General features: G+C 69.7%; 26 protein-coding genes. 1 reads left to right on the top strand and 25 read right to left on the bottom strand.

Features of this window, described 5'->3' with window-relative positions; translation table 11 throughout:
- Window positions 1-72: 72 nt before the first annotated feature.
- The 25 genes from rplO to rpsL form a co-directional block, all read right to left on the bottom strand.
- A complete protein-coding gene (gene rplO, locus DCS98_RS09345) occupies window positions 73-516 on the bottom strand; it encodes a 50S ribosomal protein L15 (RefSeq protein WP_116451066.1) in 444 nt (147 codons plus the stop codon).
- A gap of 13 nt (window positions 517-529) precedes the next feature.
- Window positions 530-709, bottom strand: a complete 180-nt coding sequence (gene rpmD / locus DCS98_RS09340) for a 50S ribosomal protein L30 (RefSeq protein ID WP_116451065.1) — start codon at window positions 707-709, stop codon at window positions 530-532.
- Between the two features lies 1 nt (window position 710).
- A complete protein-coding gene (gene rpsE / locus DCS98_RS09335) occupies window positions 711-1,325 on the bottom strand; it encodes a 30S ribosomal protein S5 (RefSeq protein ID WP_116451064.1) in 615 nt (204 codons plus the stop codon).
- Between the two features lie 31 nt (window positions 1,326-1,356).
- Window positions 1,357-1,731: a 50S ribosomal protein L18 gene (gene rplR / locus DCS98_RS09330; protein ID WP_476727143.1), complete on the bottom strand. Its 375-nt coding sequence runs from the start codon at window positions 1,729-1,731 to the stop codon at window positions 1,357-1,359.
- Window positions 1,732-1,757: 26 nt separating this feature from the next.
- On the bottom strand, window positions 1,758-2,297 hold the full coding sequence (gene rplF, locus DCS98_RS09325) for a 50S ribosomal protein L6 (RefSeq protein ID WP_116451062.1): 540 nt from the start codon (window positions 2,295-2,297) through the stop codon (window positions 1,758-1,760).
- Window positions 2,298-2,312: 15 nt separating this feature from the next.
- Window positions 2,313-2,723 carry a 30S ribosomal protein S8 gene (gene rpsH / locus DCS98_RS09320; RefSeq protein ID WP_116451061.1) on the bottom strand — a complete coding sequence of 137 codons (411 nt, stop codon included), beginning with the start codon at window positions 2,721-2,723 and terminating at the stop codon, window positions 2,313-2,315.
- Between the two features lie 117 nt (window positions 2,724-2,840).
- Entirely contained in the window at window positions 2,841-3,026 is a 186-nt protein-coding gene (locus DCS98_RS09315) for a type Z 30S ribosomal protein S14 (RefSeq protein WP_089336472.1), read from the bottom strand.
- Between the two features lie 17 nt (window positions 3,027-3,043).
- On the bottom strand, window positions 3,044-3,628 hold the full coding sequence (rplE, locus tag DCS98_RS09310; protein ID WP_116451060.1) for a 50S ribosomal protein L5: 585 nt from the start codon (window positions 3,626-3,628) through the stop codon (window positions 3,044-3,046).
- A gap of 5 nt (window positions 3,629-3,633) precedes the next feature.
- The gene (gene rplX / locus DCS98_RS09305; RefSeq protein WP_456556421.1) at window positions 3,634-3,975 is read right to left on the bottom strand and encodes a 50S ribosomal protein L24; all 342 of its coding nucleotides are present in this window, start codon (window positions 3,973-3,975) and stop codon (window positions 3,634-3,636) included.
- 3 nt (window positions 3,976-3,978) lie between these two features.
- The gene (gene rplN, locus DCS98_RS09300) at window positions 3,979-4,347 is read right to left on the bottom strand and encodes a 50S ribosomal protein L14 (RefSeq protein WP_091929103.1); all 369 of its coding nucleotides are present in this window, start codon (window positions 4,345-4,347) and stop codon (window positions 3,979-3,981) included.
- A gap of 218 nt (window positions 4,348-4,565) precedes the next feature.
- Complete coding sequence (rpsQ, locus tag DCS98_RS09295) at window positions 4,566-4,856, bottom strand: 30S ribosomal protein S17 (RefSeq protein WP_116451059.1); 291 nt, start codon at window positions 4,854-4,856, stop codon at window positions 4,566-4,568.
- The gene (gene rpmC, locus DCS98_RS09290; RefSeq protein ID WP_097194642.1) at window positions 4,853-5,086 is read right to left on the bottom strand and encodes a 50S ribosomal protein L29; all 234 of its coding nucleotides are present in this window, start codon (window positions 5,084-5,086) and stop codon (window positions 4,853-4,855) included. The genes rpsQ and rpmC overlap by 4 nt, the downstream gene beginning before the upstream one ends.
- Entirely contained in the window at window positions 5,086-5,502 is a 417-nt protein-coding gene (gene rplP, locus DCS98_RS09285; RefSeq protein WP_089336467.1) for a 50S ribosomal protein L16, read from the bottom strand. Before rplP ends, rpmC begins: the two co-directional genes overlap by 1 nt.
- Window positions 5,503-5,505: 3 nt before the next feature.
- On the bottom strand, window positions 5,506-6,441 hold the full coding sequence (gene rpsC / locus DCS98_RS09280) for a 30S ribosomal protein S3 (protein ID WP_116451058.1): 936 nt from the start codon (window positions 6,439-6,441) through the stop codon (window positions 5,506-5,508).
- Complete coding sequence (rplV, locus tag DCS98_RS09275; protein ID WP_116451057.1) at window positions 6,441-6,902, bottom strand: 50S ribosomal protein L22; 462 nt, start codon at window positions 6,900-6,902, stop codon at window positions 6,441-6,443. The genes rpsC and rplV overlap by 1 nt, the downstream gene beginning before the upstream one ends.
- 20 nt (window positions 6,903-6,922) lie before the next feature.
- A complete protein-coding gene (gene rpsS / locus DCS98_RS09270; protein WP_089336464.1) occupies window positions 6,923-7,204 on the bottom strand; it encodes a 30S ribosomal protein S19 in 282 nt (93 codons plus the stop codon).
- A gap of 21 nt (window positions 7,205-7,225) precedes the next feature.
- Entirely contained in the window at window positions 7,226-8,059 is an 834-nt protein-coding gene (rplB, locus tag DCS98_RS09265) for a 50S ribosomal protein L2 (RefSeq protein ID WP_089402108.1), read from the bottom strand.
- A 48-nt stretch (window positions 8,060-8,107) separates the two neighbouring features.
- The gene (gene rplW, locus DCS98_RS09260) at window positions 8,108-8,410 is read right to left on the bottom strand and encodes a 50S ribosomal protein L23 (RefSeq protein WP_116451056.1); all 303 of its coding nucleotides are present in this window, start codon (window positions 8,408-8,410) and stop codon (window positions 8,108-8,110) included.
- Window positions 8,407-9,399 (bottom strand): 50S ribosomal protein L4, encoded by a 993-nt coding sequence (rplD, locus tag DCS98_RS09255; RefSeq protein ID WP_241037405.1) that lies wholly within the window; start codon window positions 9,397-9,399, stop codon window positions 8,407-8,409. Before rplD ends, rplW begins: the two co-directional genes overlap by 4 nt.
- The gene (rplC, locus tag DCS98_RS09250; protein ID WP_116451055.1) at window positions 9,396-10,061 is read right to left on the bottom strand and encodes a 50S ribosomal protein L3; all 666 of its coding nucleotides are present in this window, start codon (window positions 10,059-10,061) and stop codon (window positions 9,396-9,398) included. Before rplC ends, rplD begins: the two co-directional genes overlap by 4 nt.
- Window positions 10,062-10,076: 15 nt before the next feature.
- A complete protein-coding gene (rpsJ, locus tag DCS98_RS09245; RefSeq protein WP_014377994.1) occupies window positions 10,077-10,382 on the bottom strand; it encodes a 30S ribosomal protein S10 in 306 nt (101 codons plus the stop codon).
- Between the two features lie 124 nt (window positions 10,383-10,506).
- On the bottom strand, window positions 10,507-11,700 hold the full coding sequence (tuf, locus tag DCS98_RS09240) for an elongation factor Tu (protein ID WP_116451054.1): 1,194 nt from the start codon (window positions 11,698-11,700) through the stop codon (window positions 10,507-10,509).
- Between the two features lie 75 nt (window positions 11,701-11,775).
- Window positions 11,776-13,872 carry an elongation factor G gene (gene fusA / locus DCS98_RS09235; RefSeq protein WP_116451053.1) on the bottom strand — a complete coding sequence of 699 codons (2,097 nt, stop codon included), beginning with the start codon at window positions 13,870-13,872 and terminating at the stop codon, window positions 11,776-11,778.
- A gap of 80 nt (window positions 13,873-13,952) precedes the next feature.
- Window positions 13,953-14,423 (bottom strand): 30S ribosomal protein S7, encoded by a 471-nt coding sequence (gene rpsG / locus DCS98_RS09230; RefSeq protein ID WP_089336457.1) that lies wholly within the window; start codon window positions 14,421-14,423, stop codon window positions 13,953-13,955.
- Window positions 14,423-14,797, bottom strand: a complete 375-nt coding sequence (gene rpsL, locus DCS98_RS09225; RefSeq protein ID WP_012950487.1) for a 30S ribosomal protein S12 — start codon at window positions 14,795-14,797, stop codon at window positions 14,423-14,425. The genes rpsG and rpsL overlap by 1 nt, the downstream gene beginning before the upstream one ends.
- A gap of 596 nt (window positions 14,798-15,393) precedes the next feature.
- On the opposite strand from rpsL, the gene DCS98_RS09220 reads away from it, so the two are divergent.
- Window positions 15,394-16,350: a chymotrypsin family serine protease gene (locus tag DCS98_RS09220; protein ID WP_116451052.1), complete on the top strand. Its 957-nt coding sequence runs from the start codon at window positions 15,394-15,396 to the stop codon at window positions 16,348-16,350.

Here is a 16,350-nt window from a genome sequence, read left to right as displayed (position 1 = left end):
TTCGGTCGGCTGAGATTAGCAATGCAGCCGTCGACCCCCGGGACGACGTGCGTCCCGGGGGTCGAGGGTGCTTCAGAGAACGGTGGTGCTGCCCCCGGCCGCGCCGATCTTCTCGGCAGCCGACGCGGAGAAGGCGTGCGCCTGGACGTCGACCTTGACACCGCCGAGTTCGCCGGTGCCGAGGACCTTGACCGGCTGGTTGCGGCGGACGGCGCCGGCCTCGACCAGCGTCTCCGGGGTCACGGACCCGCCCTGCGGGAACAGCGCCGCGATCCGGTCGAGGTTGACGACCTGGAAGACGACCTTGTTCGGGCTCTTGAAACCGGAGAGCTTGGGCAGCCGCATGTGCAGCGGGGTCTGCCCACCCTCGAACCGCGCGTGCGTGTTGCCCCGCGCGCCGGTGCCCTTGGTGCCGCGACCGGCCGTCTTGCCCTTGGAGCCCTCACCGCGACCCACGCGGGTCTTGGCGGTGTGGGCGCCCGGGGCCGGACGCAGGTGGTGGACCTTGAGAGTCATGAGATGTCCCTACTCAGATTTCTTCGACGGTGACGAGGTGCGGCACCGTCGCGACCATCCCGCGGATCTCGGGACGGTCCTCCTGCACGACCGAGTCGTGGATGCGCTTGAGCCCGAGCGAACGCAGCGTCTCGCGCTGGTTCTGCTTGCGCCCGATCCCCGACTTGACCTGGGTGATCTTGAGCTGTGCCATCTCAGACTCCCTGACCCGCACGCGCCCGCAGCATGGCGGCGGGGGCGACGTCCTCGAGCGGCAGACCGCGGCGGGCCGCGATCTCCTCGGGGCGGACGAGGTCCTTCAGCGCCTGCATCGTGGCGTGCACGATGTTGATCGGGTTCGAGGAACCCAGGCTCTTCGAGAGCACGTCGTGGATGCCGGCGCACTCGAGGACGGCACGCACCGGGCCACCGGCGATGACACCGGTACCCGGGCTGGCCGGCTTGAGCAGCACGACACCGGCGGCCGCCTCACCCTGCACCGGGTGCGGGATGGTGCTGGCGATGCGCGGCACGGTGTAGAAGTGCTTCTTGGCCTCCTCGACGCCCTTGGCGATCGCCGCGGGCACCTCCTTGGCCTTGCCGTAGCCCACGCCGACCTTGCCGTCGCCGTCGCCCACGATCACCAGGGCGGTGAAGCTGAAGCGCCGACCACCCTTGACGACCTTGGACACGCGGTTGATGGCGACCACGCGCTCGATGTAGTTGCTCTTCTCGGCGGGAGCGCCACCGGGGCCCCGCCCGCCGTCACGACGGTCGCGGCGGTCGTTACCGCCGCCGGCGCCGCCGCCGCGTCGCTGTGGTCCTGGCATCAGACGTCCCTCTCGATCTGCTGGTTGGTCATCAGAAGTCCAGCCCGCCCTCGCGGGCCCCGTCGGCGAGCGCGGCGATGCGACCGGCGTACCGGTTGCCCCCGCGGTCGAAGACGACGGCGGTCACGCCGGCGGCCTTGGCGCGCTCGGCGATCTGGGCACCCACCTGACGGGCGAGGGCGGACTTGTCGCCCTCCGCGCCGCGGAGGCCCATCGTCGAGGCGCTGGCCAGCGTGCGACCGGCGGTGTCGTCGACGAGCTGCACGTGGATGTGCCTCGACGAGCGCTTGACCACCAGGCGGGGACGCTCCGGCGTACCGGTGACGCGCTTGCGCAGGCGGTTGTGACGGCGCAGCCGCGAGGTGCGGCGGGCCGTGCTGATGTCGGTGCCGACGGGCTTGTGCACCCGAGCGGACTTCTCTGCGGTTGCCATCACTTACCCGTCTTCCCGACCTTGCGCTTGACGACCTCGCCCTGGTACCGCACGCCCTTGCCCTTGTACGGGTCGGGCTTGCGGATCTTGCGGATCTTGGCGGCGACCTCGCCGACCTGCTGCTTGTCGATGCCCGTGACCCGCAGGCGGGTGGGGGACTCGACGGCGAAGGAGATCCCCTCGGGGGCCTTCACCGGCACCGGGTGGCTGAAGCCCAGGGCGAACTCGAGGTCCGAGCCGCGCGCCTGGACGCGGTAACCGACACCGACGATCTCGAGGGTCTTGGTGTACCCCTCGGTGACGCCGGTGATCATGTTGGCGATGAGCGTCCGAGACAGGCCGTGGAGGGCCCGGTTCTGACGCTCGTCGTTGGGACGCTGCACGCGGAGCGTGCCGTCCTCGTCGCGCTCGACCGTGATCGGCGAGGCGACCGTGTGGCTCAGCGAGCCCTTGGGGCCCTTCACGTTGACCGTCTGGCCGTCGATCGCGACCTCGACACCGCTGGGCACGGCGATCGGGAGTCGTCCGATTCGTGACATCTGTCGTTCGCTCCCTTACCAGACGTAGGCGAGGACTTCCCCACCCACGCCCTTCTTGTTCGCCTGCTTGTCGGTCAGCAGCCCGGTGGACGTCGAGATGATCGCCACCCCGAGCCCGCCGAGGACCTTCGGCAGCGAGTTCGACTTCGCGTAGACCCGCAGACCGGGCTTCGAGACGCGCCGGACACCGGCGATGCTGCGCTCGCGGTTGGGGCCGTACTTCAGGTCGATCGTCAGCTGCTTGAAGGTGCTGCCGTCCTTCTCGACGTCCGAGACGTTCCAGCCGGCGATGTAGCCCTCCTGCTGGAGGATCTCGGCGATGTGCGTCTTGAGCTTCGAGGACGGCATGACCGTGCTGTCGTGGTACGCCTGGTTGGCGTTCCGCAGACGCGTGAGCATGTCCGCGATCGGGTCGGTCATCGTCATGTCAGGTGGTGCCTCTCTCGCCGCGGTTCCTCGTGCGCTGGGTCTCGGGGACTTGGCGCCGGGCCTCTCGGCGATCAGTGGTGCTGTGGTGACCGGGGCTGGTGCCCCGGCCGGGTGTTACCAGCTGGACTTGCGCACGCCCGGGAGCTCCCCGGCGTGGGCCATCTCCCGCAGGCAGATCCGGCACAGGCCGAACTTGCGGAAGACCGAGTGCGGACGGCCGCACCGCTGGCAGCGGGTGTACCCGCGGACGGCGAACTTCGGCTTGCGGGCCGCCTTGTTGATCAGAGCCTTCTTGGCCATGGTTGTCTCCTACCGGCTCAGCGGATGGTGGTCACGACGGGCGAGCCGCCGAAGGGGAAGCCGAGCTGGCGGAGCAGCTCGCGACCTTCCTCGTCGTTCGTGGCGGTGGTGACCAGGGTGATGTCCATGCCGCGCTGCCGGTCGATCTTGTCGACGTCGATCTCGCGGAACATGGACTGCTCGTTGAGGCCGAAGGTGTAGTTGCCGTGGCCGTCGAACTGCTTGGGGTTCAGGCCGCGGAAGTCGCGGATGCGGGGCAGGGCCAGCGACAGCAGCCGGTCCAGGAACTCCCACATCCGGTCGCCGCGGAGGGTGACCTTCGCGCCGATCGGCATGCCCTCGCGCAGCTTGAACTGCGCGATGGACTTGCGGGCCCGGACGACGGCCGGCTTCTGGCCGGTGATCGCGGTCAGGTCGCGGACGGCGCCGTCCATCAGCTTGGCGTCCTTGGTGGCCTCGCCGACGCCCATGTTGACGACGATCTTCGTCAGGCGCGGGATCTGCATGACGTTGTCGAAGTTGAACTCCGACTGCAGCGCCGGCGCGATGTTCTCGCGGTAGTGGGCGAGCATGCGGGGCAGCTCACGCGTGGGTGCACTCATGGCGTTCAGAGGTCCTTACCGGTGCGCCGCGAGACCCGGATGCTGCGGCCGTTGTCGTCCTTGCGGTAACCGACCCGGGTCGGCTTGTCCTCGGAGTCGATCACCATCACGTTGCTCACGTGGATGGGAGCCTCCTGCGTCACGATGCCGCCCTGCTGGGCGCCGCGCTGCGTCGAGGAGATGCGGGTGTGCTTCTTCACGCGGCCCACGCCCTCGACCAGCACGCGCTGGTCCTTGGGGTAGGCGGCGATGACGCGACCCTTCGCACCCTTGTCCTTGCCGGACAGGACGACGACGGTGTCACCCTTCTTGACCTTCATGGACGGCGTCTTCTTGTTGTCAGCCATGGCTCACAGCACCTCCGGAGCGAGCGAGATGATCCGCATGAAGCGCTTGTCGCGGAGCTCCCGGCCGACGGGGCCGAAGATGCGCGTACCGCGCGGGTCGCCGCTGTCGCGGATGATGACCGCGGCGTTCTCGTCGAAGCGGATGTAGGAGCCGTCGGGACGACGCCGCTCCTTCACCGTGCGGACGACGACGGCCTTGACCACGTCGCCCTTCTTGACGCCGGCACCCGGCAGCGCGTCCTTGACGGTGCCGACGATGACGTCGCCGATGCCCGCGTAGCGTCGCCCGGAGCCGCCGAGCACGCGGATGCAGAGGATCTCCTTCGCACCGGTGTTGTCGGCGACTCGCAGCCGCGACTCCTGCTGGATCACGTCCTACTCCCAAATCTTGTGGTGACAGCCGGGCCGGAACGGTGAACCGGCTGTCCGGCATCCGCGTGCGGACGCACCGGCGGCGTGGCCGCCGGTGCGTCCGAAGCACGGGTACCGGGATGCGGCGCGCGGCCCCCGTGAAGGGGACACGGTGCGCGCCAGTCGTCCAGAGTACGCGTATCGCTCTGGTGTTGTGCTACGGCCCCGGAGGACCGCCCTTACTTGGCCTTCTCGAGGATCTCGACCAGCCGCCACCGCTTGGTAGCCGACGTCGGCCGGGTCTCCATGATCTGCACGCGGTCACCGATGCCGGCGACGTTCTGCTCGTCGTGGACCTTGAGCTTGCTGGTCCGGCGGATGACCTTGCCGTAGAGGGCGTGCTTCACGCGGTCCTCCACCTCGACGACGATGGTCTTCTCCATCTTGTCGCTGACCACCAGGCCCTCGCGGACCTTCCGGTACCCGCGGCCGGCCAGGCCGGGGCCCGAGGCTTCCTGGGTCTCGCTCATGCCACACCCTCGTTCGGGGCGACCGAGAGACCCAGCTCGCGCTCGCGCATGATCGTGTAGATCCGGGCGATGTCGCGGCGGACGGTCTGCAGTCGCCGGTTGTTGTCCAGCTGGCCGGTGGCCACCTGGAACCGCAGGTTGAACAGTTCTTCCTTCGACTCACGCAGCCGCGAGGCGAGCTCGTCGGCAGAGAGCTCGCGCAGCTCCGGAGCGGTCAGACCGGCGGCCATCACACTTCCCCTTCACGCGTGATGAAGCGGCACTTCATCGGGAGCTTGTGGATCGCGCGGCGCATGGCCTCGCGCGCCACCGGCTCGGCGACACCCGACAGCTCGAACATGATGCGGCCGGGCTTGACGTTGGCGACCCACCACTCGGGCGAACCCTTGCCGGAACCCATGCGGGTCTCGGCCGGCTTCTTGGTGAGCGGACGGTCCGGGTAGATCGAGATCCACACCTTTCCGCCACGCTTGATGTGCCGGGTCATGGCGATACGGGCGGACTCGATCTGCCGGTTCGTCACGTAGGCGGGCTCGAGGGCCTGGATCGCGTACTCACCGAAGTTGATCGCGGTGCCGCCCTTGGCGCGACCGCCACGGTCGGGGTGGTGCTGCTTGCGGTGCTTGACGCGCCGTGGGATGAGCATGGGTCAGCTCTCCGTGTTCTCGGTCGTCTCGGTCGCGGTGGTCTCGGCGGCCTGCTCCACGGCGGGAGTGGCCTCCGGACCGGCGACCTCGGCGACGGTCGTCTCGGGAGCGACGTCGCCGGACGTGACGGCGACGGTGCTCTCGGCGGTGTCGGTGGCCGGGCCGGTCGAGGACTCGACGGCGGCGCGGCCGGCCTCGGTCCCGCCGGCGGTGGTGCCGGACGAACCCGAACGACGCTGCGGGCGCTGGGCCCGCTCACGGCGCTGCTGACGCTCCGCGAGGGCCGCCAGGGCCTCCCGCTCGGCGCGCGAGCCGCTGACGTCACCCTTGTAGATCCACACCTTCACGCCGATGCGGCCGAAGGTCGTGCGGGCCTCGTAGATGCCGTAGTCGATGTTCGCGCGGAGCGTGTGCAGCGGCACCCGGCCCTCGCGGTAGAACTCCGACCGGCTCATCTCGGTGCCGCCGAGGCGACCCGAGCACTGGACCCGGATGCCCTTGACCTGCGGGCTGCGCTGGGCCGACTGCATGGCCTTGCGCATGGCGCGGCGGAAGCTGACGCGGCTGGACAGCTGCTCGGCGACGCCCTGGGCGACGAGCTGGGCGTCGGACTCGGGGTTCTTGACCTCGAGGATGTTCAGCTGCACCTGCTTGCCGGTGAGCTTCTCGAGCTCGCCGCGGATGCGGTCGGCCTCCGCGCCGCGACGGCCGATGACGATGCCCGGCCGGGCGGTGTGGATGTCGACGCGGACCCGGTCACGGGTGCGCTCGATCTCGACCTTGGAGATGCCGGCCCGCTCCATGCCCTTGGACATGAGCTTGCGGATCGCGACGTCTTCCTTGACGTAGTCCTTGTACAGCTTGTCCGCGTACCACCGGGACTTGTAGTCGGTGGTGATCCCGAGCCGGAACCCGTGCGGGTTGACCTTCTGACCCACTAGCGGGTCCCTCCCCTCGTGTTGTTCTGCTGGGTCGCCGGGCCGGACTGACCGGTGTCCCGGCGAGCCTTGCGCGACTTCTGCGCGAGGACGTCGCTGGAGGCGACCTCGCTCACCTCGACGGTGATGTGGCTGGTCCGCTTGTTGATGCGGAACGCCCGGCCCTGCGCACGCGGACGGATCCGCTTGAGGGTGGGGCCCTCGTCGACGTAGGCGGCGCTGACGACCAGCGCGGCCGGGTCGAGCTGCAGGTTGTGCTCGGCGTTGGCCACCGCGCTGGCGACGACCTTGGCCACCGGCTCGCTGGCGCTCTGCGGCGCGAAGCGGAGCAGGGCCAGGGCCTCGTCCGTGGGCAGGTAGCGGATCAGGTCCACCACCCGGCGGGCCTTCATGGGGGTCACGCGGACGAACCGGGCCGTAGCCCGGGCGACCGGCGCCTCCTGTCCCAACTGGGAAGTCATCTGAATCTCTCTCTACCTGGTCAGCCCCGCCGCGAGCGGCGGTCGTCCTTGATGTGCCCACGGAACGTGCGGGTGGGCGCGAACTCGCCGAGCTTGTGCCCGACCATCGCCTCGGTCACGAAGACCGGGACGTGCTTGCGACCGTCGTGCACGGCCAGGGTGTGGCCGAGCATGTCCGGGATGATCGTGGAACGACGCGACCAGGTGCGGATCACGTTCTTGGTGCCCTTGGCGTTCTGCGCGTCCACCTTGGCGAGCAGGTGGTCGTCGACGAACGGGCCCTTCTTCAGGCTGCGTGGCATGTCTGTCGGCTCCTATCCCGCTCAGCGCTTCTTGTTGGTGCGCCGGCGGCGCACGATCAGGGCATCACTGGCCTTCCGCTTGCGCGTCCGGCCCTCCGGCTTGCCCTTCGGGTTCACCGGGTGGCGACCACCGGAGGTCTTGCCCTCACCGCCACCGTGCGGGTGGTCGACCGGGTTCATGGCGACACCGCGGACGGTCGGGCGCTTGCCCTTCCACCGCATGCGGCCGGCCTTGCCCCAGTTGATGTTCGACTGCTCGGCGTTGCCCACCTCGCCGACGGTGGCGCGGCAGCGCACGTCGACGTTGCGGATCTCGCCCGACGGCATGCGCAGCTGCGCGAAGCGACCTTCACGGGCGACCAGCTGGACGCTGGTACCCGCGGAACGGGCGATCTTCGCGCCGCCACCGGGACGGAGCTCGATGGCGTGAACGACGGTGCCGACGGGGATGTTCCGCAGCGGCAGGTTGTTGCCCGGCTTGATGTCGGCCGAGGGGCCGCACTCCACCGTGTCGCCCTGCTTGAGGCGGGCCGGCGCGATGATGTAGCGCTTCTCGCCGTCCGCGAAGTGCAGGAGGGCGATCCGCGACGTGCGGTTCGGGTCGTACTCGATGTGCGCGACCTTGGCGGGCACGCCGTCCTTGTCGGCCCGGCGGAAGTCGATCAGCCGGTAGGCCCGCTTGTGACCGCCACCCTGGTGGCGAGCGGTGACCTTGCCGTGGACGTTGCGCCCACCGCGGCCGTGCAGCGGCCGGACCAGCGACTTCTCGGGATGGTCGCGGGTGACCTCGGCGAAGTCGGCGACGCTGGAGCCGCGGCGGCCCGGCGTCGTCGGCTTGTACTTACGGATAGCCATTGCTGACTCAGTCCCTGTCTCTATCTCTGGTCCGTGGGTCCGGGCGCGTCAGGCGCCCGGGCCCCCGAAGATCTCGATGCGGTCGCCGGGAGCGACGGAGACGATGGCGCGCTTGGTGTTCTTGCGCCGCCCCATCTGCGTGCCCCGGCTGCGCTTGCGCTTGCCCTGGCGGTTGATCGTGTTCACGCCGAGGACCTTTACGTTGAAGATCTGCTCGACAGCGATCTTGATCTGGGTCTTGTTCGCCTCGGGCAGCACGATGAAGGTGTACTGGTTGCCGTCGAGCAGCCCGTAGCTCTTCTCGGAGATGACCGGGGCGAGCAGGACGTCCCGGGGGTCGCGGACGCTCATGCCTGCTCCTCGGTGGTCTCGGTGGTGCCGTCCTCGCTGGGCGCGGTCGCGTCAGGGCCGGCGTTGGCGGCTTCGGCCTGCTCGACGGGGGCCTTGGCGGCCTCGTCGGCGGTGTCGGGAGCAGCCTTCTTGGCCGGCGCCTTCTTGGCAGCGGCCTTCGTCGCCGGGACCTCGGCCTCGGCGGCCGCGGCCTTCTTCGCCGGCGCCTTCTTGGCGGCCGCCTTCTTGGCCGGGGCCTCGGCAGCGGTCTCGACGGTGCCCTCGCCCTCGGCGGGAGCCACCGACGGGAGCCCACCCGGAGTCACACGGGTCGAGACGTCGGGCTTGGCGGCACCGCCGCTGCGGCCCTCGACGTACTCGGCCAGCGCCGACTCCGTGAAGACGACCTCGTCGGCCACCAGCACGTCGTAGGTGTTGAGCTGACCGGCCTCGATCAGGTGCACCTGCGGCGCGTTGCGCAGGCTGACCCAGTTGAGGACGTCGTCCCGGTCGAGCACGACCAGGACCCGCTGCGCCTGGGTCACCGCGTTGAGGGTCGCCAGGGCGGCCTTGGTCTTCGGGGCGTCGCCGTCGACGAAGGCGGAGACCACGTGCACCCGGCCCTCGCGGGCCCGGTCGGAGAGGGCACCGCGCAGGGCGGCGGCCTTCATCTTCTTCGGGGTCTTCTTCGTGTAGTCGCGCGGCGTCGGGCCGTGCACGATGCCACCGCCGGCGAACTGCGGCGCGCGGGTCGAGCCCTGACGGGCGCGGCCGGTGCCCTTCTGCCGGTACGGCTTGGCGCCACCACCGCTGACCTGACCACGGGTCTTGGTCGAGTGCGTGCCCTGGCGGGCGGCGGCGAGCTGCGCGACGACGACCTGGTGCATCAGGGAGACGTTCGCGTCCGCGTCGAAGAGCTCACCGGGCAGCGTCACGCTGCCGGTGGTCTCCCCCGCCGGGGTGCGGACGTCGACCTGGCGGTCGGTGCGCGTCTCGATCGACTGGCTCACTTCTTGTCACTCCCCACGGGGCCGCCCTTGACCGCGGAGCGGACCAGGACGAGACCGCCCTTGGGACCGGGGACCGCACCCTTGATCAGGATGAGCCCGCGCTCCGCGTCGACCTTGTGCACGACCAGCGAGAGCGTGGTCGTCTTCACCGCACCCATGCGGCCGGCCATCTTCAGGCCCTTGAACACGCGGCCCGGGGTGGACGCGCCACCGATGGAACCGGGCGACCGGTGCTTGCGCTGGGTGCCGTGCGACGCGCCGAGGCCCTTGAAGCCGTGACGCTTCATGACGCCGGCGGTGCCCTTGCCCTTGCTGGTGCCGATGACGTCGACCTTGGCCACGCCGTCGAACACGTCGGCGGTCAGCTCCTGGCCGACCGTGTAGTCGCCGGCGTCCTCGGTGCGCAGTTCGACCAGGTGCCGCCGCGGCGTGACGCCCGCCTTGGTGAAGTGCCCGCCCTCGGGACGGTTCACCTTGCGCGGGTCGATCTCACCGAACCCGAGCTGGACGGCCGAGTAGCCGTCGACCTCGGGGGTGCGCACCTGGGTCACCACACACGGGCCCGCCTTGACGACGGTCACCGGCACGAGGCGGTTGTTCTCGTCGAAAACCTGGGTCATCCCCAGCTTCTCGCCGAGGAGACCGCGAAATGTGCTCGCCATGTCTGCTGACTGCCCTTACTGGATGTTGACGTCGACCGAGGCCGGCAGGTCGATGCGCATGAGCGCGTCGACCGTCTTCGGCGTCGGGTCGAGGATGTCGATGAGCCGCTTGTGCGTGCGCATCTCGAAGTGCTCGAACGAGTCCTTGTACTTGTGCGGCGAACGGATCACCGCGTACACGTTCTTCTCCGTCGGCAGAGGCACCGGGCCGACCACACGCGCTCCGGTCTTGGTGACCGTCTCCACGATGCGCCGCGCCGAGGCGTCGATCGCCTCGTGGTCATAGGCCTTCAGCCGGATGCGGATCTTCTGTCCCGCCATCGCTGTCTTCTGCTCCTGCCGATCGGTTGTGAAAGTTCGAGTGGGTCTGCTGACCCGGGGGTGGGTCCGCGAGGACCCGGTGGTGGGCGGCGGCCGACCTGCGGCCGCCGCCCACCGGGGGGTGTTACTTGAGGATCTTGGTGACCCGGCCGGCGCCGACGGTGCGGCCACCCTCACGGATGGCGAACCGGAGGCCCTCCTCCATGGCGATGGGCTGGATGAGCTCCACCGTCATCTCGGTGTTGTCGCCGGGCATGACCATCTCGGTGCCCGCGGGCAGCGTGACCACGCCGGTGACGTCCGTCGTCCGGAAGTAGAACTGGGGACGGTAGTTGTTGAAGAACGGCGTGTGACGGCCACCCTCGTCCTTCGAGAGGATGTAGACCGAACCCTCGAAGTTGGTGTGCGGGGTGATCGAGCCGGGCTTCACGACGACCTGGCCGCGCTCCACGTCCTCGCGCTTGATGCCGCGGAGGAGCAGACCGACGTTGTCACCGGCCTGGCCCTGGTCGAGCAGCTTGCGGAACATCTCGACGCCGGTGACGGTCGTCTTCGTCGAACCCTCGCGGATACCGACGATCTCGATCTCCTCGGAGACCTTGACGATGCCACGCTCGACGCGGCCGGTCACGACCGTGCCACGACCGGTGATGGTGAAGACGTCCTCGACGGGCATGAGGAACGGCTTGTCGATCTCGCGCTCCGGCTCCGGGATCGCGGTGTCGACGGCGTTCATCAGCTCCATGAGCTTGTCGCCCCACTCGGCGTCGCCCTCGAGGGCCTTGAGCGCGGAGACGCGGACCACGGGGACGTCGTCGCCCGGGAACTCGTACTCGGAGAGCAGCTCGCGGACCTCGAGCTCGACGAGCTCGAGGATCTCCTCGTCGTCCACCATGTCGGCCTTGTTGAGGGCCACCACGATGTAGGGGACGCCGACCTGGCGGGCCAGGAGGACGTGCTCCTTGGTCTGCGGCATGGGGCCGTCGGTCGCCGCGACCACCAGGATGGCGCCGTCCATCTGCGCCGCACCGGTGATCATGTTCTTGATGTAGTCGGCGTGACCCGGGCAGTCCACGTGCGCGTAGTGACGGTTCTCCGTCTGGTACTCGACGTGGGCGATCGAGATCGTGATGCCGCGGGCCTTCTCCTCGGGCGCCTTGTCGATCTGGTCGAAGGCGGACGCCTCGTTGAGGTCCGGGTACTTGTCGTGCAGGACCTTGGTGATCGCCGCGGTCAGCGTCGTCTTCCCGTGGTCGATGTGCCCGATGGTGCCGATGTTGACGTGCGGCTTGGTCCGCTCGAACTTGGCCTTGGCCACTGGGTTCCTCTCTTCGTGTCTTCGCAGTCGTGCGCGTGCTCTGGGGCTTGCGGTAGTGCTCGGGTGGTGCCGGGGTTACTCGCCGGTCGCCTTGGCGATGATCTCCTTGGCGACGTTGGCCGGGACCTCGGCGTACGAGTCGAACACCATGGTGTAGCTCGCCCGCCCCTGGGTGCGGCTGCGCAGGTCGCCCACGTAGCCGAACATCTCCGACAGCGGCACCAGGGCCCGGACGACTCGGGCGCCGGAGCGCTCCTCCATCGCCTGGATGGTCCCGCGGCGGGAGTTCAGGTCACCGATGACGTCACCCATGTAGTCCTCGGGGGTGACGACCTCGACGGCCATCATCGGCTCGAGCAGGGCCGGGCTGGCCTTGCGGGCGGCCTCCTTGAAGACCATCGAGCCGGCGATCTTGAAGGCCATCTCCGAGGAGTCGACCTCGTGGTACTGGCCGTCGATGAGGGTGGCCTTGACGCCGACCATCGGGTAGCCGGCGAGGATGCCGTACTGCATGGCGTCCTGCATGCCGGCGTCGACCGACGGGATGTACTCCCGCGGGACGCGCCCACCGGTCACGGCGTTGACGAACTCGTAGGTCGGGCCGTCGGCCGTGACCTCGAGGGGCTCGATCGTGACCTGCACCTTGGCGAACTGGCCGGACCCACCCGTCTGCTTCTTGTGGGTGTAGTCGACCTTCTCGGCCGCCTTGCGGATCGTCTCGCGGTAGGCCACCTGCGGCTTGCCGACGTTGGCCTCGACCTTGAACTCGCGCCGCATGCGGTCGACGAGGATCTCCAGGTGGAGCTCGCCCATGCCGGAGATGACCGTCTGACCGGTCTCCTCGTCCAGCTTGACCTGGAAGGTCGGGTCCTCCTCGGCCAGCTTCTGGATGGCCGTGCCCAGCTTCTCCTGGTCGCCCTTCGTCTTGGGCTCGATGGCGACCGAGATGACCGGCGCGGGGAACGTCATCGACTCGAGGATGACCGGCTTCTGCGGGTCGGAGAGCGTGTCACCCGTCGTGGTCTGCTTCAGGCCGTTGACGGCGACAATCTCGCCGGCGCCGACGCCCTGGCGCTCCTCGCGCTTGTTCGCGTGCATCTGGTAGATCTTGCCGACCCGCTCCTTGCGGTCCTTGGTGCTGTTGAGCACCGGGGAGCCGGCGTCGAGCTTGCCCGAGTACACGCGGACGTAGGTGAGCTTGCCGAGGTGCTGGTCGGTCTGGATCTTGAAGGCCAGCGCGGAGAAGGGCTCGTCCTCGTCGGCGTGCCGCAGGACCTCGGTCTCGCCGTCGAGCGCGGTGCCGACGATCGCCTCGATGTCCAGCGGGCTGGGCAGGTAGTCCGTGACCGCGTCGAGCAGGGGCTGGACGCCCTTGTTCTTGAACGCGGTGCCGGTGAGGACCGGGTTGACCTGGCCACCGATCGTGGCCTTGCGGATCGCGGCCTTGAGGCGCTCGACGGAGATCTCCTCGCCACCGAGGTAGGACTCCATGAGCTCGTCGTCGAAGTCGGCGATGCCCTCGAGCAGCTTCTCGCGGTACTCGGCGGCCTGGTCGGCGAGCTCGGCCGGGATCTCCTCGACGGCGTAGTCCTCGCCCATCTTCGTCTCGCCGCGCCAGGTGAGCGCGCGCATCTGCACCAGGTCGACGACGCCGATGAAGTCGGCCTCGGCACCGATGGGCAGCTGGAGCACGAGCGGGTTCGCCGCGAGGCGCTCCACCATCATGTCGACGCAGCGGAAGAAGTTCGCACCGGTGCGGTCGAGCTTGTTGACGAAGCACATGCGCGGGACGCCGTACTTCTCCGCCTGCCGCCAGACCTGCTCGGTCTGCGGCTCGACGCCGGCGACACCGTCGTAGACGGCGACGGCACCGTCGAGCACCCGCAGCGACCGCTCCACCTCGACGGTGAAGTCGACGTGCCCGGGGGTGTCGATGATGTTGATGTCGTAGCCGTTCCAGGTGCACTTCGTCGCGGCCGACGTGATGGTGATGCCGCGCTCCTGCTCCTGCTCCATCCAGTCCATCGTGGCCGCGCCGTCGTGGACCTCACCGATCTTGTACGTGATACCGGTGTAGAAGAGGATGCGCTCCGTCGTCGTGGTCTTGCCGGCGTCGATGTGCGCCATGATCCCGATGTTGCGGGTCTTGGCGAGCTCGGCCTTGTTGGCCATGTCCTACTCCTCTTCGTTGCGGTCCGCGTGCGGGTCGTCCGGGGGTCGCCCGGTGTCCCGCGGGCGGCGGGCGCCGGTGGTTACCAGCGGTAGTGCGCGAAGGCCTTGTTCGACTCGGCCATCTTGTGCGTGTCCTCGCGCCGCTTGACGGCAGCACCGAGGCCGTTGCTCGCGTCGAGCAGCTCGTTCATGAGGCGCTCGGTCATCGTCTTCTCGCGACGGGCCCGGCTGTACTGGATCAGCCAGCGCAGGCCGAGCGTGGTGCTCCGCGAGGGACGGACCTCGACCGGGACCTGGTAGGTCGCGCCACCGACGCGGCGGCTGCGGACCTCGAGGGCCGGCTTCACGTTGTCCAGCGCGCGCTTGAGCGTGACGACCGGGTCGGTGTCGCTCTTGGCGCGGCAGCCCTCGAGGGCGCCGTAGACGATCGCCTCGGCGACCGAGCGCTTGCCGTCGACGAGCACCTTGTTCACCAGCTGGGTCACCAGCGGCGACTGGTACACCGGGTCGGCGACGAGCGGACGCTTCGGGGCAGGGCCCTTGCGCGGCATTAGCTCTTCTCCTTCTTCGCGCCGTAGCGGCTGCGGGCCTGCTTGCGGTTGCGGACACCCTGGGTGTCCAGCGAGCCACGGATGATCTTGTAGCGCACGCCGGGGAGGTCCTTCACACGGCCGCCGCGCACGAGCACCATCGAGTGCTCCTGCAGGTTGTGGCCGACGCCCGGGATGTAGGCGGTCACCTCGATGCCACTGGTGAGGCGGACGCGAGCGACCTTGCGCAGCGCCGAGTTCGGCTTCTTCGGCGTCGTCGTGTAGACGCGCGTGCAGACTCCGCGACGCTGGGGCGAACCCTTCAGCGCCGGAGTCTTGGTCTTCTCGACCTTGTCCTCGCGGCCCTTGCGGACCAGCTGGTTGATCGTGGGCATGGGTGGCCTGGATCTCCTACCTGCGCTGGGGTGGTGCTGTCTTGGTCGTGTTGATGACTGGCGGTGCTGCGGGTGCCGGGCCCTCTCGGACCTTCCCGATTCTGGCCGCCAGGCACCCTCCGGTCCCCGCGGTCGGGCGTGTCGCCCGACCCGAGACCGGCCGATGTTCGTCGGACCGGATTCGGTCGCCCCTCGCGACTCGGCGCCGCCACCCTCCGGCGGAACCGGGGGGCGGTCCCCGGCGACCCGAAGGTCACCCAGGCGCACCGCGAACGGGAGCAGGCCCAGGGCACCCTGGGCACAGCAGACCACGATACCCGTGCGCTGGAGACCGGTCAAAGCCGGGTCCCTCACACACGCAGCCGGTGGTCGGCCGTCGTCCACCGGGGCGGACGACACCCGTGACAACGACCCCCGGACCGGTTGTCTTCCCGGTCCTCGGATCTCGTCCGGGGGGCTCCCGGCGGCAGGGCGGACGTTACCCCTGACGCGCCGCGATGGGGAGTACGCCGCGCGGCGACCGGGAACGTCGTACCCGGGCCCTAGCGTCCCTCTCCCCCGCCCCCGGCACCCGCCACCTGCGCCCTGGAGGACCGTTGGACCCCGATGCCGCCCGCGAGCTCAAGGCCCGCATCCTCGAGCGCCTGCCGTCGGCCGTGGAGGCGTCCAGCCAGGCGGCCGGGCACGACGCCCCGTGGCCCTGGGTGGCCGTCGGTCTGAGGCCGACGGGCGACGGGGCCCGGGTGGCCGTGCGCCTCCAGCGGGAGGACGACCGCGCGCTCCTGCCCGACCTCGGCCGCGTGGCGGAGGCCCAGCTCGACGTCAGGGTGATCGGTCCGGTGCGCTCGCTGACCTCGCCCGCCGACCTGCAGCGCCGCCTGCGGCCCCTGCGCCCCGGGCTGTCGGTCGCGCACCGATCGGTGACCGCGGGCACGCTGGGCGGCTTCGTGCGAACCCCGGCGGGGCTGGCGGTCCTGTCCAACAACCACGTGCTGGCGGCGAGCAACGCCGCCGCCCTCGGGGACGCCGTCCTGCAGCCCGGTCCGGCCGACGGCGGCACGCCGCAGGACCGGGTGGCCGCGCTGACCGCCGTCCAGCGCATGGTCGCCGATGGCGCGAACCTGGTCGACGCCGCCGTCGCGGTCCTGGACGACGGGGTCGCCGCGGAGCCGGGTGACCTGCCCGGCGGCCCACTGCTCGGCACCGTTCCCGCCGGCCTCGACGTGGACCCCGACGAGGCCGTCGAGAAGGTCGGCCGGACGACCGGGCACACGACCGGGCGCATCACCGCGGTCGAGGTGGACGGGGTCGCGGTTCAGTACGACGACGCGGTGTACCGGTTCGACGACCAGATCGAGATCGAGGGGCGAACCGGGGCGTTCAGCGCCGGTGGGGACAGCGGGTCGGTCATCTGGCGCAGCCGCGACCGCGCACCGGTCGCCCTCCTCTTCGCCGGCAGTGCGACCGGCGGCTCGGGCGGTACCGGCGTCACCTTCGCCAACCCGCTGGCGATCGTCCTGTCGGCCCTCGGGGTCACCTGGGTGAGCGGCTGA

Source organism: Blastococcus litoris (assembly GCF_003075095.1).
Classification (GTDB): domain Bacteria; phylum Actinomycetota; class Actinomycetes; order Mycobacteriales; family Geodermatophilaceae; genus Blastococcus_B; species Blastococcus_B litoris.
The sequence above is the reverse complement of the archived record's forward strand: the minus strand, read 5'-3'. Positions and strand labels throughout refer to the sequence as shown.

Bases quoted from the DNA above. Each gene is read 5' to 3' on its own strand.
- rplO (WP_116451066.1), bottom strand. From the start codon at position 516: ATGACTCTCAAGGTCCACCACCTGCGTCCGGCCCCGGGCGCCCACACC.
- rpmD (WP_116451065.1), bottom strand. From the start codon at position 709: ATGGCACAGCTCAAGATCACCCAGGTCAAGTCGGGGATCGGGCGCAAG.
- rpsE (WP_116451064.1), bottom strand. From the start codon at position 1,325: ATGCCAGGACCACAGCGACGCGGCGGCGGCGCCGGCGGCGGTAACGAC.
- rplF (WP_116451062.1), bottom strand. From the start codon at position 2,297: ATGTCACGAATCGGACGACTCCCGATCGCCGTGCCCAGCGGTGTCGAG.
- rpsH (WP_116451061.1), bottom strand. From the start codon at position 2,723: ATGACGATGACCGACCCGATCGCGGACATGCTCACGCGTCTGCGGAAC.
- DCS98_RS09315 (WP_089336472.1), bottom strand. From the start codon at position 3,026: ATGGCCAAGAAGGCTCTGATCAACAAGGCGGCCCGCAAGCCGAAGTTC.
- rplE (WP_116451060.1), bottom strand. From the start codon at position 3,628: ATGAGTGCACCCACGCGTGAGCTGCCCCGCATGCTCGCCCACTACCGC.
- rplX (WP_456556421.1), bottom strand. From the start codon at position 3,975: ATGGCTGACAACAAGAAGACGCCGTCCATGAAGGTCAAGAAGGGTGAC.
- rpsQ (WP_116451059.1), bottom strand. From the start codon at position 4,856: ATGAGCGAGACCCAGGAAGCCTCGGGCCCCGGCCTGGCCGGCCGCGGG.
- rpmC (WP_097194642.1), bottom strand. From the start codon at position 5,086: ATGGCCGCCGGTCTGACCGCTCCGGAGCTGCGCGAGCTCTCTGCCGAC.
- rplP (WP_089336467.1), bottom strand. From the start codon at position 5,502: ATGCTCATCCCACGGCGCGTCAAGCACCGCAAGCAGCACCACCCCGAC.
- rplV (WP_116451057.1), bottom strand. From the start codon at position 6,902: ATGACTTCCCAGTTGGGACAGGAGGCGCCGGTCGCCCGGGCTACGGCC.
- rpsS (WP_089336464.1), bottom strand. From the start codon at position 7,204: ATGCCACGCAGCCTGAAGAAGGGCCCGTTCGTCGACGACCACCTGCTC.
- rplB (WP_089402108.1), bottom strand. From the start codon at position 8,059: ATGGCTATCCGTAAGTACAAGCCGACGACGCCGGGCCGCCGCGGCTCC.
- rplW (WP_116451056.1), bottom strand. From the start codon at position 8,410: ATGAGCGTCCGCGACCCCCGGGACGTCCTGCTCGCCCCGGTCATCTCC.
- rplC (WP_116451055.1), bottom strand. From the start codon at position 10,061: ATGGCGAGCACATTTCGCGGTCTCCTCGGCGAGAAGCTGGGGATGACC.
- rpsJ (WP_014377994.1), bottom strand. From the start codon at position 10,382: ATGGCGGGACAGAAGATCCGCATCCGGCTGAAGGCCTATGACCACGAG.
- fusA (WP_116451053.1), bottom strand. From the start codon at position 13,872: ATGGCCAACAAGGCCGAGCTCGCCAAGACCCGCAACATCGGGATCATG.
- rpsG (WP_089336457.1), bottom strand. From the start codon at position 14,423: ATGCCGCGCAAGGGCCCTGCCCCGAAGCGTCCGCTCGTCGCCGACCCG.
- rpsL (WP_012950487.1), bottom strand. From the start codon at position 14,797: ATGCCCACGATCAACCAGCTGGTCCGCAAGGGCCGCGAGGACAAGGTC.